The sequence below is a fragment of the Acidovorax sp. GW821-FHT09B03 genome (assembly GCF_059418305.1).
This window is the reverse complement of sequence record NZ_JBWKPP010000002.1, coordinates 94,971-110,858: the sequence shown is the minus strand read 5'-3', so window position 1 is coordinate 110,858 and position 15,888 is coordinate 94,971. Positions and strand designations below refer to the sequence as shown.

Annotated in this window: 13 protein-coding genes; 3 read left to right on the top strand and 10 right to left on the bottom strand. The window is 69.7% G+C overall.

The genetic code is table 11. The annotated features are described in order from the left end of the window. Positions 1–4: 4 nt before the first annotated feature. The 6 genes from fdhD to apbC all read right to left on the bottom strand — a co-directional run bounded on the left by fdhD (position 5) and on the right by apbC (position 7,631). On the bottom strand, positions 5–904 hold the full coding sequence (gene fdhD / locus AC07PA_RS03870) for a formate dehydrogenase accessory sulfurtransferase FdhD (RefSeq protein WP_494604286.1): 900 nt from the start codon (positions 902–904) through the stop codon (positions 5–7). After that, on the bottom strand, positions 901–1,200 hold the full coding sequence (locus AC07PA_RS03865; RefSeq protein ID WP_494604284.1) for a hypothetical protein: 300 nt from the start codon (positions 1,198–1,200) through the stop codon (positions 901–903). Before AC07PA_RS03865 ends, fdhD begins: the two co-directional genes overlap by 4 nt. Beyond that, positions 1,197–3,533: an FdhF/YdeP family oxidoreductase gene (locus tag AC07PA_RS03860; protein ID WP_494604282.1), complete on the bottom strand. Its 2,337-nt coding sequence runs from the start codon at positions 3,531–3,533 to the stop codon at positions 1,197–1,199. The genes AC07PA_RS03865 and AC07PA_RS03860 overlap by 4 nt, the downstream gene beginning before the upstream one ends. A 136-nt stretch (positions 3,534–3,669) precedes the next feature. Further along, entirely contained in the window at positions 3,670–5,346 is a 1,677-nt protein-coding gene (locus tag AC07PA_RS03855; protein ID WP_494604280.1) for an OFA family MFS transporter, read from the bottom strand. A 196-nt stretch (positions 5,347–5,542) separates the two neighbouring features. Further along, the gene (locus tag AC07PA_RS03850; protein WP_494604278.1) at positions 5,543–6,487 is read right to left on the bottom strand and encodes a LysR substrate-binding domain-containing protein; all 945 of its coding nucleotides are present in this window, start codon (positions 6,485–6,487) and stop codon (positions 5,543–5,545) included. 52 nt (positions 6,488–6,539) lie between these two features. Beyond that, on the bottom strand, positions 6,540–7,631 hold the full coding sequence (gene apbC, locus AC07PA_RS03845; RefSeq protein WP_494604276.1) for an iron-sulfur cluster carrier protein ApbC: 1,092 nt from the start codon (positions 7,629–7,631) through the stop codon (positions 6,540–6,542). A 110-nt stretch (positions 7,632–7,741) separates the two neighbouring features. Between apbC and AC07PA_RS03840 the strand changes: the two genes are divergently transcribed. Further along, entirely contained in the window at positions 7,742–8,317 is a 576-nt protein-coding gene (locus tag AC07PA_RS03840; protein WP_494604274.1) for a restriction endonuclease, read from the top strand. Between the two features lie 92 nt (positions 8,318–8,409). Next, complete coding sequence (locus AC07PA_RS03835) at positions 8,410–9,660, top strand: patatin-like phospholipase family protein (protein ID WP_494604272.1); 1,251 nt, start codon at positions 8,410–8,412, stop codon at positions 9,658–9,660. A gap of 31 nt (positions 9,661–9,691) precedes the next feature. Here the strand turns inward: AC07PA_RS03835 and AC07PA_RS03830 are convergent, their stop codons facing one another. Further along, on the bottom strand, positions 9,692–10,831 hold the full coding sequence (locus AC07PA_RS03830; protein ID WP_494604270.1) for an SMP-30/gluconolactonase/LRE family protein: 1,140 nt from the start codon (positions 10,829–10,831) through the stop codon (positions 9,692–9,694). A 111-nt stretch (positions 10,832–10,942) separates the two neighbouring features. Between AC07PA_RS03830 and metG the strand changes: the two genes are divergently transcribed. After that, positions 10,943–13,048, top strand: coding sequence for a methionine--tRNA ligase (gene metG, locus AC07PA_RS03825; RefSeq protein WP_145695600.1), 2,106 nt, complete (start codon positions 10,943–10,945; stop codon positions 13,046–13,048). Between the two features lie 3 nt (positions 13,049–13,051). On the opposite strand, the gene AC07PA_RS03820 is transcribed toward metG, so the two are convergent. From AC07PA_RS03820 to AC07PA_RS03810, 3 genes are read right to left on the bottom strand one after another with little or no spacing between them, the layout of a single operon-like run. Further along, a complete protein-coding gene (locus AC07PA_RS03820) occupies positions 13,052–13,693 on the bottom strand; it encodes a DUF2306 domain-containing protein (RefSeq protein ID WP_494604267.1) in 642 nt (213 codons plus the stop codon). A 60-nt stretch (positions 13,694–13,753) separates the two neighbouring features. Next, the gene (locus tag AC07PA_RS03815) at positions 13,754–15,172 is read right to left on the bottom strand and encodes a sensor histidine kinase (RefSeq protein WP_494604265.1); all 1,419 of its coding nucleotides are present in this window, start codon (positions 15,170–15,172) and stop codon (positions 13,754–13,756) included. Continuing rightward, positions 15,169–15,828: a response regulator gene (locus tag AC07PA_RS03810; protein WP_007861256.1), complete on the bottom strand. Its 660-nt coding sequence runs from the start codon at positions 15,826–15,828 to the stop codon at positions 15,169–15,171. Before AC07PA_RS03810 ends, AC07PA_RS03815 begins: the two co-directional genes overlap by 4 nt. Positions 15,829–15,888 lie beyond the last annotated feature (60 nt).

The window sequence follows — 15,888 nt, the reverse complement described above, 5'->3', positions numbered from 1 at the left end:
TCGCTCAGGTCCCCTTATGCGCACCCGGCGCATACAGCACCGCGCGCGGCGCGCGGCACAGGCCCCACAGCCGCAGCCCGGCCAGTTCGGCCACCTGCACGCCGGTGGCGGTGGGGGCCGAGATGGTTGCCAGCGCCGAGATACCTACGCGGGCGCACTTGCGCACCAGCTCGTGGCTGCCCCGGCTGCTGAGCACGACGAAGCCGGGCTCGGCCAGGCGAGCGCTGCGCGACAGCCAGCCGATGAGCTTGTCCAGGGCGTTGTGCCGGCCCACGTCTTCGCAGACGCGGGCCAGGCGCCCGTCCAGCGTGGCCCAACCGGCGGCATGCAGCGAGCCCGACTGCGCGTTGTGCGGCTGCAGCGCCTTGAGGTCGGCAAAGGCGCGCAGCACCGTGGGCAGGTCCACGCGCCCGATCCAGTCGCGCGCCGGCAGGCGCTCGGGCGCCAGGTCGAGCGCGGCAAAGCTCTCCACGCCGCACACGCCGCAGCCCGTGCGGCCGGCCATGCTGCGGCGCCGGTCCTTGAGGCGCTCGAAGCTGCGCGCCGAGATCTCCAGGTGCACCTCGACCCCCGGCACGCCGGGAGGCAGGTGCGCCGCAAGGGCGTCCGCCAGCTGCAGCGTGCTGCCGCGGCAGTCCTGCGCCTGGTCGAGGATGCCTTCGCTCAGCGCAAAGCCGAGCGCAAAATCTTCGAGCTGCTCGGGCGTGGCCATCATCACCGCGTGCGAGACGCCGTTGAACACCAGCGCTACGGGAATCTCCGCCGCCAGGGTATCGGAGCGCAGGGCCCCGTCCTGCGGCACGCCCGCCTCGCCGAACACCCGCACGGGGCGCTGGGCCAGCGCCGGCAGTTCCAGCGCCGCATCGGCCTCGCCGTCGGGCAGGGAGAACGGCTGCGCGCTCATCGGGCCTCCCCCGCGGCCGGCAACTCCCGCGCCACGGCGCGGCCGGCGTCGGTCAGGTGGGCCACCCAGCGCTCGCCCACCTGGTCCACGCGCACCCAGCCGGGGCCACGCTGGCCGCCCACGGCGGCACCGCTCATCAGCGTGAGCTCGCGCAGGAGCACGCTCACGCCCTGCCCCAGGCGCTTGCCCAGGCGCGGCAGCGACACACCGGGCGCCGCCGCCCCGTCCTGGCCGCGGGACTCTTCGGCCAGCGCACGCAGGATGGCGCAGGCCAGGGTTTCCTCCTGGGCGGTCATGGCGCCTCGGCCTGCGCCGGCACGGCGGCGCCCGCCAGGGTCGCCGCGCCCGGCCCATGCGGCAGCAGCAGCACCGGGATGGACTTGGAGGTGGGCGTGCCCGCCGTATCGGCCACGGCCGACAGCGGCACCAGCGGATTCGTCTCGGGGTAGTAGGCCGCGAGGTTGCCGCGCGGGATGTCGTAGGCCACGAGCTTGAAGCGGTCCGCGCGGCGCTCCTGGCCATCGCTCCACACGGTCTGGATGTCGACCCAGTCGCCGTCCTGCATGCCCAGGGCGCGGATGTCCTTGTCGTTGATGAACACCACGCGGCGCTGGCCGTAGACGCCGCGGTAGCGGTCGTCCATGCCGTAGATGGTGGTGTTGTACTGGTCGTGCGAGCGCGTGGTCAGCAGCGTGAAGACCACCGCATCCTTGTAGCGTTCGCGCGCGATGTGCGAGGGCGTGTCGCGCGGCACGGCGTGGGCATGGAAGCTGGCCTTGCCCGAGGCCGTGGCCCACACGCGCTCGCTGGCCGTGTTGCGCAACCGGAACCCGCCGGGCACCGCCACGCGCTGGTTGAAGTCCTTGAAGTCGGGGAACACTTTCTCGATCTGGTCGCGGATGCGCGCGTAGTCCTCCACCAGCCACATCCAGGGAACATTGCTGCGCCCGGCCAGCGTGGCCGCGGCGAGCCGCGCCACGATGGCCGGCTCGGACAGCAGGTGCTCGGAGGCCGGCGGGTTGATGCCCACCGAGATGTGCACCATGCTCATCGAGTCCTCCACCGTCACGCCCTGCGGACCGCCGGCCTGCACGTCGATCTCGGTGCGGCCCAGGCAGGGCAGGATCAGCGCCTCCTTGCCGTGCACGATGTGGCTGCGGTTGAGCTTGGTGGTCACGTGCACCGTGAGGTCGCAGCGCTGCAGCGCCTTCCAGGTCTCGTAGGTGTCGGGGGTGGCGGCGGCGAAATTGCCGCCCAGGGCGAAGAACACCTTGCCCTTGCCGTCCAGCATGTGGCGGATGGCCTCCACCGTGTCCACGCCGTTCTCGCGCGGCGGCTCGAAGCCGAACACGTCGCGCAGCCGGTCGAGCAGCGCCGCCGGGGGCTTCTCCCAGATGCCCATGGTGCGGTCGCCCTGCACGTTGCTGTGGCCGCGCACCGGGCAGGGGCCCGCGCCCTCGCGGCCGATGTTGCCGCGCATCATGAGCAGGCTGACGATGCCCTGGATCGTGGCCACCGCGTACTTGTGCTGGGTGATGCCCATGCCCCAGCAGGCGATCACGTTCTTGGCGCCGATGTAGATGTCGGCCGCGGAGCGCATCTGTTCCTCCGTCAGGCCCGACTCCTGCTCCAGCAGCTCCCAGGACTCGGCGCGCAGGTCCGCCGCCAGGGCGTCGAAGCCTGTGGTGTGCTCGGCAATGAAGGCGTGGTCGAGCACGCCGCCGCGGGCGTCCTCCTGCTCCAGCACATGCTTCATCATGCCCTTGACGGCGGGCAGGTCGCCGCCCACGCGCAGCTGGAAGTAGTGCGTGCTGATGGGCGTGGAGCCGAAGGTGGCCATCTCCAGCTTGTCCTGCGGGTCGGCAAAGCGCTCCAGCCCGCGCTCGCGCAGGGGGTTGAAGCTCACGATGCGCGCGCCGCGCTTGTGCGCCTCGCGCAGCTCGCCGAGCATGCGCGGGTGGTTGGTGCCCGGGTTCTGGCCGAAGATGAAGATCGCGTCGGCGCACTCGAAGTCGTGCAGGGTCACCGTGCCCTTGCCCACGCCGATCTGCGGGCGCATGCCGCTGCCGCTGGGCTCGTGGCACATGTTCGAGCAGTCGGGGAAGTTGTTCGTGCCGTACTGGCGCACGAACAGCTGGTACAGGAAGGCGGCCTCGTTGCTGGCCCGGCCCGAGGTGTAGAAGATGGCCTGGTTCGGATCGGGCAGCGCGTTCAGGTGGCGCGCGATCAGCGCGAAGGCATCGTCCCAGGAGATCGGGCGGTACTGGTCGCTGGGCGCATGGTAGGCCATGGGCTGCGTGAGCCGGCCCTGGTCTTCGAGCCAGAAATCGCTCTGCTCGGCCAGCTCGGCCACGGTGTACTGGGCGAACAGGCTGGGGCCGGCGCGCCGGGCCGTGGCCTCGGCAGCCACGGCCTTGACGCCGTTCTCGCAGAACTCGAAGGTGGAGGCATGGTTGCGGTCGGGCCAGGCACAGCCCGGGCAGTCGAAGCCATCGGGCTGGTTGGCCGAGAGCAACGTCTTGGCGCCCTTCAGGGGAATGTCCTGGCGCAGCAGCGCATTCTTGACGCTGTTGAGCGCGCCCCAGCCGCCGGCCGGGCCTTTGTAGAACTCGATCTTTTCTTGCTTCATCATGGTCTCCTGGACGGGCGCCCCTGCTTGGACTGTGCCATGCGCCGGGCGTTCCCGGCCCCCTGCCCTGCAGGGGGCATGGTCATGGCGGCCCGGGGCGCTTCGTGCCGCCCCCGGCCCCGTGCCATCCGCTTCCTTACTGGAAAAACTTGGCGGCGCTCACCAGGGTCTTGTAGATGCCCCAGATGAGCGGCAGGCCCACTGCCAGCCAGGCGAAGGCCACCACCGCGGGGCTGGTCGTGCCGCCGCTGCCGGGGCCGCCGCCGACTTCGGCCGCCACGCTCTTTTCGTGGGCCAGCTTCTTCTCGTGGGCCAGCTCCTCGTCGCTCATGAACCATTTGTCGGCCAGCGGGCGTACCAGGAGGTTGGCGATGAGGCCGATGACCAGCATGCCCACCAGGATGTACATGGTCTGGTTGTACACCTGTTCGCGCGGCAGGCCCAGGCCCAGTTGGTATTCGCGCATGTAGTTCACGACGACCGGGCCCAGGATGCCGGCCGTGGCCCAGGCCGTCAGCAGGCGGCCGTGGATGGCGCCCACGAACTGCGTGCCGAACAGGTCGGCCAGGTAGGCCGGCACCGTGGCGAAGCCGCCGCCGTACATCGACAGGATCACGCAGAAGGCGCCCACGAACAACAGCTTGCTGCCGGCACCGGCCGAGCTCGGGATGCTGGCGTACATCAGGCCGCCGAGCACGAAGAAGATCACATAGGTCATCTTGCGGCCGAACTTGTCGGACAGGCTGGCCCAGAAGAAGCGGCCGCCGATGTTGAACAGCGACAGCAGCGCCGTGAAGCCGCCGGCCACGGCCGCGATGGCGGCCAGCTGGGCCTTGTCGAGCTCACCGAACTTCTGCGACACGCCGATCAGGCCGCCGCCGAAGACTTCCTGCAGCATGGGCGAGGCCATGCCGATCACGCCGATGCCGGCGCTCACGTTCATGCACAGCACGACCCAGATGAGCCAGAACTGCGGGATGCCCCAGACGCGCTTCACGTGCACGTGGCGCTGGGTGATCATGGCGTTGGCCGAGGGGGGTGGCGGCGTCCAGCCGGCGGGCTTCCAGCCCGTGGGCGGCACGCGGTAGCCCAGTGCACCGGCCATCATGAACACGAAGTACACCAGCGCCATGACCACGAAGGTCTGCATCACGCCCACGTCGGTGGGGCTGGAGAAGTTCTTCATCAGGTCCACCGCCAGGGGCGAGCCGATCATCGCGCCGCCGCCAAAGCCCATGATGGCCATGCCGGTGGCCATGCCGCGCCGGTCGGGGAACCACTTGATCAGCGTGGACACGGGGGAGATGTAGCCGAGCCCGAGCCCGATGCCCCCGATCACGCCCGAGCCCAGGATCATGAGCCAGAACTGGTGCAGGTGGATGCCCAGCGCCGACAGCAGCATGCCGCCGCACCAGCACACGGCCGAGACCACGCCGGCCTTGCGCGGGCCGGCACGCTCCAGCCAGCCGCCCCAGATGGCGGCCGAGCAGCCCAGGAAGACGAAGAACAGGGTGTACATCCAGCCCAGCGTGGCCACACGCCAGTCGCAGCCGCTGGCGAACAGCTCGGCGAAGAAGCTCATGTCCTTGGCGCAGGCCGCGCCCGTGCCGGCCGTGGCCAGGGCCTTGGACAGCGGCAGCCAGAACACCGAGAAGCCATAGGCCATGCCGATGCACAGGTGGATCGCCAGGGCGGCCGGGGGCACCAGCCACCGGTTGAAGCCCGGTGCGGCAATGATGCGTTCCTTGTCGAGGAACCCGGGGGATGGCATGGCCCCGGGCGCCAGAACGGCGCCCGCTGATGAAGCTGTCATGTGTTCTCTCTCCTTGGATGGTGCGCAAGCGCTTTTTTTCTTGACGCAGGTCAAATGCGCCGAGCGGAGTGTCCGGACAGGAGTGCCATAGCGTCAAATTGAATCGGCACATGCTGCGATTCAACAATTGAATGACGCGAATGGAAATCAGTCTCAGCCCAGCCAAAGGGATGGCAGGAAAGATCTCGAAGGAGGATCAGTCCTTCAACTCTCCGCAATGTTCCGCCACATGGTCGCGCCAGGCAGGCAGGTCCAGCAGTTCCAGAGCCGCTTCGAGCGCCCGGGACACGCGCGGGCCGCGCTGGGTCATGAAGCCGATGGGGGTGCGCACCTCGGGTGCGACCAGGGGCAGGGCCTCCAGGCCACGCTCGCTGCGCGCGGCGGCCACCATGGCGCCCGGCAGCACGCTGCACACCTCGCCCGAGAGCACGGACAGCACCAGGGTCAGCACCGAGTTGGTCTCGATGGCCGGCGGCACCGGCGTGCCCGCCTCGCGCAAGGCCTCGTCGATGATGAAGCGGTTGTGCATGTCGGGGGTGAGCAGGCACAGCGGCAGCTGGCCCGCGTCCTTCCAGCGCATGGGGGGGCCGATGCGCAGGCGGTCCGGGTCGGGCGTGCGCGCGCGGCGCAGCAGGTAGTAGTGCTCGTTGCACTGCGGCCAGGAGCGCAGGTTCACGCGCTTGGCCTGCATGCGCTCGCTGTAGCCCACGGCCAGGTCCAGCGACAAATCTTCGAGCCGCTGCTCGAGCTCCTGCGAACTCATGGACAACACCACGGGCAGGATGCCCGGGTGGCGCGCCTGCAGCAGGGCGGCAAAGCGCGAGAGGATTGGCACCGCGGTGGGCGTGGAGGCCATGCGCAGGCGCCCCTGCGGCGCGATCTCCGTGCTGCGCAGCTCCTGGCGCAGGACCTCGTTGTCGCGCAGCATGCGCTGCGCCGTGGCCAGCACGGCCTCGCCTTCGTGGGTCAGGCCCACGTAGGAGCGTGCCCGCTGCACGATGACGACGCCGAACTCCTCCTCCAGCGCCCTGAGCGCGTTCGACAGCGCCGGCTGGGTGATGTGGCAGGCCTGCGCCGCCCGGCCGAAATGGCGGTGCTCGTCCAGGGAGACGAGGTAGCGCATGGCGGCCAGCAGGTTCATCGCCGCGCCGCCCCTTCACCGCCCGGTTGCCGGGCCTTGCGCGGGCGCACGCTCAGGTGTCCTTGCTGACCGAGATGGTCGGGAACTTGGACGAGAAGTCCTTGGCCTGCTGGGCGATCTTCACGGCCACGGTGCGCGCCACCCTCTTGTAGATCTGCGCCACGTCACCATCGGGGTCGGCCACCACGGTGGGTTTGCCGCTGTCGGCCTGCAGGCGGATCTGCATGTCCAGCGGCAGCGCGCCCAGGTAGTCCATGCCGTAGTCGGCCGCCATCTTCTTGCCGCCATCGGCGCCGAAGATGTGCTCCACGTGGCCGCAGTTGCTGCACACGTGCACGGCCATGTTCTCGACGATGCCCAGGATAGGCACGCCCACCTTCTCGAACATCTTGATGCCCTTCTTGGCATCCAGCAGGGCGATGTCCTGCGGCGTGGTGACGATCACCGCGCCGGTCATGGGCACGCGCTGGGACAGCGTGAGCTGGATGTCGCCGGTGCCGGGCGGCATGTCGATGATCAGGTAATCGAGGTCCTTCCAGTTGGTCTGGCGCAGCAGCTGCTCCAGCGCCTGCGTGGCCATGGGGCCGCGCCAGATCATGGCTTCGTCCTGGTCGACCAGGAAGCCGATGGACATGACCTGCACGCCGTAGTTCTCCAGCGGCTCCATGGTCTTGCCGTCCTCGCTCTCGGGGCGGCGGCTGATGCCCAGCATCATCGGCTGGCTCGGGCCGTAGATGTCGGCGTCGAGCACGCCGACGCTGGCGCCCTCGGCCGCCAGGGCCAGGGCCAGGTTGGCCGCCGTGGTGCTCTTGCCCACCCCACCCTTGCCCGAGGCCACGGCAATGATGTTCTTCACCTGGGGCAGCAGCTGCACGCCACGCTGCACGGCGTGGGCCACCACCTTGGTGGTGATGTTGACCGAGACGTTGTCCACCCCGGCCACGCCCTTGGCCGCGGCCACCAGGCTGCGGCGCAGCTCGGGCACCAGGCTCCTGGCCGGGTAGCCGAGTTCCACCTCGAAGGCCACGTCGCCGCCGCTGATCTGCACATTGCGCAGCGCACGCGTGCTGACATAGTCCTTGCCCGTGTGCGGGTCTTGTACGCTGGAAAGTGCGGCCAGAAGGCCCTGTTCGGTGACTGCCATGCAATTAACTCCTGTGGGGGAGGTAGTCTATCGAAGAGGAACTTCCCCGATCCAAGTGCGGGACAATGCGCGTCTTCCCCCCTTCTGTCACCGACTCCCGAAAGCCCCCCGTGAAATTCAAGATGGCCGAGAAATCCCTGTTTGCCGTGCTGCTGCGCTCGCCCTGGTGGGTCAGCTTCCTGGTGGTGGGGGTGATCGCACTGGGCGCCGGCGCCCTGCTGCCGCGCGAGTACGCCTATGTCGGCGCCGTGGGCACGCTGCCGATCTTCGTCGTGGGCTGCATTGCGGCCTGGCGCCAGCTGCGGGCGCCGAGCCCCGCCAAGGTCGAGGAAATGCTGGGCGCCGTGAACAGCATGCCCTGGCGCCAGTTTGCCGATGCGCTGGAGGCCGCCTGGGTGCGCGATGGCTGCACGGTGGAAAAGCCCAAGGCAGGCCCCGTGGACCTGCGCGTGGCCAAGGGCGGCCAGGCCACCCTGGTCAGTGCCAAACGCTGGAAGGCCGCCACCCATGGCATCGAGCCGGTGCGCGAGCTGCATGCCGCCATGCAGGCCGAGGGGGCCTTAAGCGGCATCTACGTGATGACCCAGGGCCAGCTCTCCGACAACGCCCGCCTCTTCGCGCGCGACAACGGCATCACCGTGCTGCAGGGCCCGGGCGTCGCCTCCCTCCTTCTCGCCAAGGCCTGACCCGCCCCCCGCCATGCGGGTTTCCCCATGTGGCGGGCCTCCCGCAACGCAGCACACTTGGCACTGCCGATAAAGCTCCCACGCACGCGCCGATGCACCCACCCGACAGCCCTGCCCCACCAGCCCCTCCCATCACGGGCCTTCTGCTGACGGGCGGCGGCGCCCGGGCGGCCTACCAGGTGGGCGTGCTCGAAGCCATTGCCGACCTGCGCCTGGCCTGTGGCGCGGGCAATGAGCCCAACCCCTTTCCCATCATCACCGGCACCTCGGCCGGCGCCATCAATGCGGCGGCGCTGGCCTGCGGGGCCGACCATTTCGACCGCGCTGTGCGCCGCATCGCGCGCGTCTGGCGCGACTTCCATGCGCACCAGGTGTACCGGGCGGACTCGCTGAGCGTGCTGCGCAGCGGTGCACGCTGGCTGTCGCTGCTGTCGCTGGGCTGGGCCCTGGCGCGCTGGCGGCGCATGCGCCCGCGCTCGCTGCTGGACAATGCGCCGCTCGAAAAACTGCTGGTCAAGATGGTGCCGCTTGTGCGCCTGCCGCGCCTGCTGAAAAAAGGCCACCTCAAGGCCCTGGCCGTCACGGCGTCGAGCTACAGCTCGGGGGAGCACGTGACCTTCTTCGAGAGCGACGCCCCGCTGCAGCCCTGGGTGCGCTCGCAGCGCAAGGCGGCCCGCGACCGCATCACGCACGAGCACCTGCTGGCCTCCTCGGCGATTCCCTTCGTGTTCCCGGCCAAGGCCATCAGCATGGGGGACCACATGGAGTTCTTCGGCGACGGCTCCATGCGCCAGTCGGCACCGATCGCGCCGGCCATCCACCTGGGGGCCGAGCGCATCCTGGTAGTGGGCGCCGGCCGCATGCACGAACCCAAGGGCGATGCCTCGGCCAACCCCACGCCGACCTACCCCTCGTTGGCGCAGATCGCCGGGCACGCGCTGTCCAACATCTTCCTCGATGCACTCTCGGTGGACGTGGAGCGCGTGCAGCGCGTGAACCAGACGCTCTCGCTGATCCCGCCCGAGGTGCGCGCCAAGAGCGCGCTGCGCCCCATCGAGCTCTTGGTGATCGCCCCCTCGCAGCGCCTGGACGCCGTGGCCGCGCGCCACGTGGGCAACCTGCCCACCCCCGTGCGCGCCATGCTCGGCGCCCTGGGCGTCACCTCCAACATGGCCGACGTGCGCGGCGCGGCCCTGGCCAGCTACCTGCTGTTCGAGTCGGGCTACACGCGCGAACTCATGGCCCTGGGCCGCGAGGACACGCTGGCCATGCGCGCCGAGGTGTGCAAGTTCTTCGGCTGGACGGATACCGGCGCCGAGGTGAAGACGCTCATGCACAGCTGATTGCGGGGCCGCTGGCCGCCGCGCAAGTCCGCTACGGCGCCTTGAGAACGTCCCTGGGCAGCCAGCCCAGGCCATGCGCGTGCAGGCTCTGCACATACAGCCGGTCCGCCGTTTCGGTGATGGCCGTGGTCTCGGGGTAGGCGCCCGCCGGGTCCTGCAGGTCGGCCACGACCTGGCCCTCGTCGGTGAAGGCGATCACATGGCCATAGGGCTTGGGAATGGGCCACAGCGCACGCGGCAGGCGCAGGGTCAGGCTGCGCAGCCAGGGCTTGCTGGCCATGTTGTCGATGGCGGCGCCGCGCGGCTTGGCAAAGCCCAGCCAGATCCGCCCGTCCCGCCCGCGCATGAGGTTGTCGGGGTAGCCGGGCAGGTTGTCGAGCAGCACCCGGGCCTGCGGGCCCGGCTGGGCACTGCCGATGTCCAGCCCGTTGGCATCCACGGCGATCTTCCACACCCGGTACTTGCCGGTTTCGTTGACGAACAGGCTTTTTTCGTCCTGGCTCAGCGCCACGCCGTTGGCAAAGCTGATGCCCCGGGCCACCACGCGCGTGGCGCGCGTGGCGGGGTCGTATTCGAGCACGCGGCCGGTGCTGGCCTGCTCCAGGATGTCGAGCACGCTGGCCTCGAAGGTGCCGCCCCAGTCCCGGGGCGCAAAGCGGGTGGAGGCGTCGCTCAGGTACATCTTGCCGCTTTGGGCCACCACCACGCCGTCGGCATAGCGGATGGGGTCGCCGGGGCCCACCTGGTCGGTGAGCAGGCTGACTTTGCCATCGGGGGCGATGGACAGCAGGCCCTTGACCGCATCGGCCGCGACCAGGTTGCCCGCCGCGTCGAAGTCGAAGCCCAGCACGCGCCCGCCGGTGTTGGCAAACACTTCCTGGCCTGAGCCATCGGAGTTCATGCGCAGGATGTTGCCGCTCAGCACCGTGGTGTAGAGCCTGCCGTCCTTGCCCAGCGCAATGTGCTCGGGGCCGATCTCGCCTTTCAGGTCGATCATGCGCAGCCCGGCCAGGCGCTGGTTGGGCGCATGCACGCCCTGGTAGTCGGGCGCGGCAGGCGCGCTCCAGGCCACCGGCGCGATCGGCACCGGCCACCAGGCCAGGTAAGCCGCCCCCGCCAGCACGGCAATTGCCACCCCTGCTCCCCACCTGCCCCAGCGCACTTTGGCCATGCTGTCCCCCTGTTGTTCTGGATGGCGCGCATTGTGGCATCTGCCCCTGCCGGGGCAAAGGATGGCTCCGAGCGCCTAAAATCGCGGGTTCCGCCTGAGAAAGTACGACCCATGACGTCATCCGCACGCAAGCTCTTCGTCACCACCGCCCTGCCCTATGCCAATGGCAACTTCCACATCGGCCACATCATGGAGTACATCCAGGCCGACATCTGGGTGCGGTTCCAGCGCATGCAGGGCAACGCGGTCAACTTCGTCGGTGCCGACGACACGCACGGCGCGCCGATCATGATCGCGGCCGAGAAGGCCGGCAAGACACCCCAGCAGTTCGTGGCCGACATCGCCGCCGGCCGCAAGCAGTACCTGGACGGCTTTCACATCAGCTTCGACAACTGGCACAGCACCGATGGCCCGGAAAACCACGACCTGGCGCGCCAGATCTACCGCGACCTGCGCGACCGCGCCGACGGCTCGCTGATCGAGACCCGCACCATCGAGCAGTTCTTCGACCCCGAGAAGAACATGTTCCTGCCCGATCGCTTCATCAAGGGCGAGTGCCCCAAGTGCCACGCCAAGGACCAGTACGGCGACAACTGCGAGGTCTGCGGCTCGGTCTACGCGCCCACCGACCTGATCAACCCGTTCTCGGCCCTGTCGGGCGTCAAGCCCGAGCTCAAGAGTTCGGAGCACTTCTTCTTCAAGCTCTCGGACCCGCGCTGCGTGGAGTTCCTCGAAAACTGGACCCAGGACGGCAAGCTGCAGCCCGAGGTGGCCAACAAGATCAAGGAGTGGTTCACCGTCCGCACCAACCCGGACGGCACCACCAGCGAAGGCCTGGGCGACTGGGACATCTCGCGCGACGCGCCCTACTTCGGCATCGAGATCCCCGACGCACCGGGCAAGTACTTCTACGTGTGGCTCGACGCACCCGTGGGCTACCTGGCCTCGCTCAAGAACTGGTTCGACAAGGGCGGCCCCAAGGACAAGCACGGAGACACCCGCAGCTTCGACGAATACATGGCTGCGCCCGACACCGAGCAGTACCACTTCATCGGCAAGGACATCGTGACCTTCCACACGCTGTTCTGGCCCGCGATGCTGCACTTTTCCGGCCGCAAGACGCCCGACAACGTGTTCGTGCACGGCTTCCTCACCGTCAACAACGGCGAGAAGATGAGCAAGAGCCGCGGCACCGGGCTGGACCCGCTCAAGTACCTGGGCCTGGGCATGAACCCCGAGTGGCTGCGCTACTACCTGGCGGCCAAGCTGTCCAACCGCAATGAGGACATCGACTTCAACGCCGATGACTTCATGGCCCGCGTGAACAGCGACCTGATCGGCAAGTTCGTCAACATCGCCAGCCGCGCGGCGGGCTTTTTGACCAAGCGCTTCGACGGCAAGCTCACCACGCAGTTCGGCACCGACGGCGCGGCCCTGCTGGCCGAGGTGCGCAGCGCAGGCGACGGCCTGGCACAGCTGTACGAGGCGCGCGAGTTCGGCAAGGCCACGCGCGAAATCATGCTGCTGGCCGACCGGGTCAACGCCTACGTGGACCAGAACAAGCCCTGGGACCTGGCCAAGGACGCCGCCAACAACGAGGCCCTGCACCAGGTGTGCTCGGTGCTGATCAACACCTTTGCGGTGCTCACACGCTATCTGGCGCCCGTGCTGCCGGGCCTGGCCCGCGCGGTGGAAGGCTTTGTCGGCAGCGACATGCAGCGCTGGGCCGTGGCCGGCGACGTGCAGGCCATCGCCCCCTACCAGCACCTGATGCAGCGCGTGGCGCCCGAGCAGCTCGATGCGCTGTTCGAAGCCCCGGCCCAGCCGGAAGCCGCAGCCCCCGAAGTGGCGGCCCCCGGCGGCGAAGAGCTGGCGCCGACCATCGGCATCGACGACTTCACCAAGATCGACCTGCGCATCGCGCTGATCGTGAACTGCGAGCCCGTCGAAGGCTCGACCAAGCTGCTGCGCCTGACGCTGGACGTGGGCGAGGGCCGCACGCGCAATGTCTTCAGCGGCATCGCCAGCGCCTACCAGCCGGCCGAGCTGATCGGCAAGCACACGGTGATGGTGGCCAACCTGGCACCGCGCAAGATGAAGTTCGGTGTCTCCGAAGGCATGGTGCTGGCCGCCAGCCATGGCGACGAGAAAGCCCACCCCGGCATCTACGTGCTCAACCCCTGGCCGGGCGCCACGCCGGGCATGCGCGTGCGCTGAGCCTTACTGGAACTGCAGCGCCTGCGGGCGCTGCGCCCCGCCTTTGCGCCGCAGGTACCACTCGGCCACGAGCGCATTGGGCACCCAGCACAGCCAGGCGATGAAGGGGTAGGACAGCGCTTCGTCCACCTGGGCCGCCATGCTGGCACCCAGGTAGATGCGCAGCGTGATGGCGGCTGCCGTGAGCGCAAAGCTGCGCACCATCCAGCGCCGGTGCTCGGCAAAGCGCCGCTGCAGCGCGCGCGCCAGGCCCATGCCGGTCGTCACCATCCACGCCAGGCCCAGCGCAATGAAGCCGGTGGCGGCCACCGCGCCCGTCATGGCGTTCACGGCCAGCGGCAGCGACGACAGCCAGGCCACGGCAATCGACAGCACATAGGCACGCCCCACCCAGCGGTGCAGGGCCGGAAAGCGCGCGCGCCAGGCCGGCACGAACTGCAGCGGCCCGAGCACCAGCGCCAGCGAGGCGCTGACCGCATGCACGACGAAAGGCCGGGGCGACAGGGCGAGGCTGGGCAGGTCCGACGGCAAGGGCATGCCGGGCAGCGCATAGCGCAGCGAAAAGAGGCCGATGGCCAGCGCCGACAGCGCCAGCAGGGCCCAGGACCAGGCCAGGGCGGGGGAGGAAAAGAGGCGTGTCTTCATCGCGAGAACCTTGAAGGGATGGGAGTCCATCCACTCTAGGCAGCGCGACTCAGGCCCGTATTAGCCCTGGCTTACACCCGCATGAGCAAGGTGCACCCTGGCCACCAGGCCCCCCAGCCCGTCGTCCCGCGCCCGCAGCTCCACCCGCAGCCCATGGCGCAGCGCCGCGGCCCGGGTGATGGCCAGGCCCAGGCCGCTGCCGTCGGCGGCAGCACCGGGCACGCGAAAGAAGCGGTCGAACACCCGCTCCAGCAGCTCGGGCGGTATGCCGGGCCCGGTGTCGACGATGTCCACCACCGGGCCACCCGCCAGCGGGTGCAGCCGCACCTCGACGCTACCGCCCTCGGGCGTGTAGCGCAGCGCGTTGTCCAGCAGGTTGTCGAACACGCTGCGCAGGTCGCTGGCCACGGCATCGACACGCACGGCGCAGGCACCGCTGAAGCCCACCTCGATGCGCCGCTGGTCCGCCAGCGGCATGAGCTGGCCCACGCTTTCGCGCAGCAGGGCCGTGATGTCCACCGGCTCGGCCGCCAGCCCCATGGACGCCGGCGCCTCCTGGCGCGAGAGCCGCAGCAGCTGGCCGATCAGGTGCCGGGCGCGGCGCATGCCGGCATCGAGCTGGGCGAACTGCTGCCGCGCCTCGCCCGGGGGCAGTAGCGGCTGCAGGTTCTCCATCTGCAGCGCCATGGCGGCCATGGGGGTGCGCAGCTCGTGCGCGGCGTCCTGCACGAAGCGGCGCTGGGCGGCAAAGGCCTCGTCCAGCCGCTCCAGCAGGGCATTGAACGAGCCGACCAGCGGCACGATCTCCTCGGGCACGCGGCCCATGGGAATGGCGCCCAGGCTGCGGTCGTTGCGCTGCGCCACCTCGTCGGCCACGGTGCGCAGCGAGCGCGACGCACGCCCCACCACCCGCCACAGCGTGAACAGCAGCGCGGGCACCAGCAGGGCCAGGGGCACGATGGCGTACAGGGTGCGCACGGCCACCTCTTCCTGCAGGAACTGCTCGCTTTGCAGCACCTGCACGCGGTGCAGGTGCTGCCCGGCCGCGGGGGTGGAGTAGACACGCCACCCCGGTGCCCAGGCATCGCTGGTGCGCAGGCGCTGGTGGCCGGGCGCGGCCTGCAGGGGCACGCCGATGTCGGGGCCGGAGGTGGCGAGCAGGCGCCCATCAGCCGACCAGACCTGCACCACGAAGGCGCCCCATTCCACGATGTTGGTGCGGCTGAGCAGGGGCAGCGGCTCGACCGCAGCCTCTGCCGGGCCTGCCCGCACCGGCCCGCCGGACAGGTGCGAGCGCGCCAGTATCTCCATCTGGTACTGCATGAAGGTGTGGATCAGCGCGCTGTAGCTGGCCCAGAAGGCCCCGCCGGCCACCACGGCGCCCGCCAGGATCCAGGGCGCCAGCCACAGCACGATCTGCCCGCGCAGCGAGCGGGGTCGGTACCAGCGGGGAGCCTCCTCGGGCACCGCGCCTTTCATGGCGCCGCCACCCGCCAGCCCAGGCCGCGCACGTTGCGGATGGCGTCGGGCCCGAGCTTGCGGCGCATGCCGTGGATCAGCACGTCCACGGCATTGCTGCTGACCTCCTCGCCCCAGCCGTAGATGCGGTTCTCGAGCTGCTCACGCGAAAGGATGGCCCCGGGCCGCTCGAGCAGCGCATGCAAGAGCGCGAATTCGCGCGCCGTGAGCGCGCCGCGCACGCCATCCTGCAGCACCTCGCGCGTGGCCAGGTCCAGCTGCACGGCACCGTTGCCCAGCAGCGACTGGGCGGCGCCGCTGCGCCGGCGCACCACGGCGCGCATGCGCGCCAGCAGCTCGGTCATCTCGAAGGGCTTGAGCAGATAGTCGTCGGCCCCGGTATCGAGCCCGAGCACGCGGTCCTCGACCCCATCGCGCGCCGTGAGCACCACCACCGGCGTGAGGTCGCCGCGCGAGCGCGCGCGGCGCAGCACCTCGGTGCCGTCCAGCCCGGGCAGGCCCAGGTCCAGCAGCACGCAGCTGTAGTCGCCATCGGCCAGGGCGCTGTGGGCCAGTTCGCCATTGCGCACCCAGTCCACCGACCAGCCCGCGCCCTTGAGCGCGTGCGTGAGGCCGCGCCCGATCATGTCGTCGTCTTCCACCAGCAATGCGCGCAACGGGGTCTCCTCGGGAAATGGGGCAGCGCAAGCCTAGCGCGGGATTCTTAGCCGGCCGTG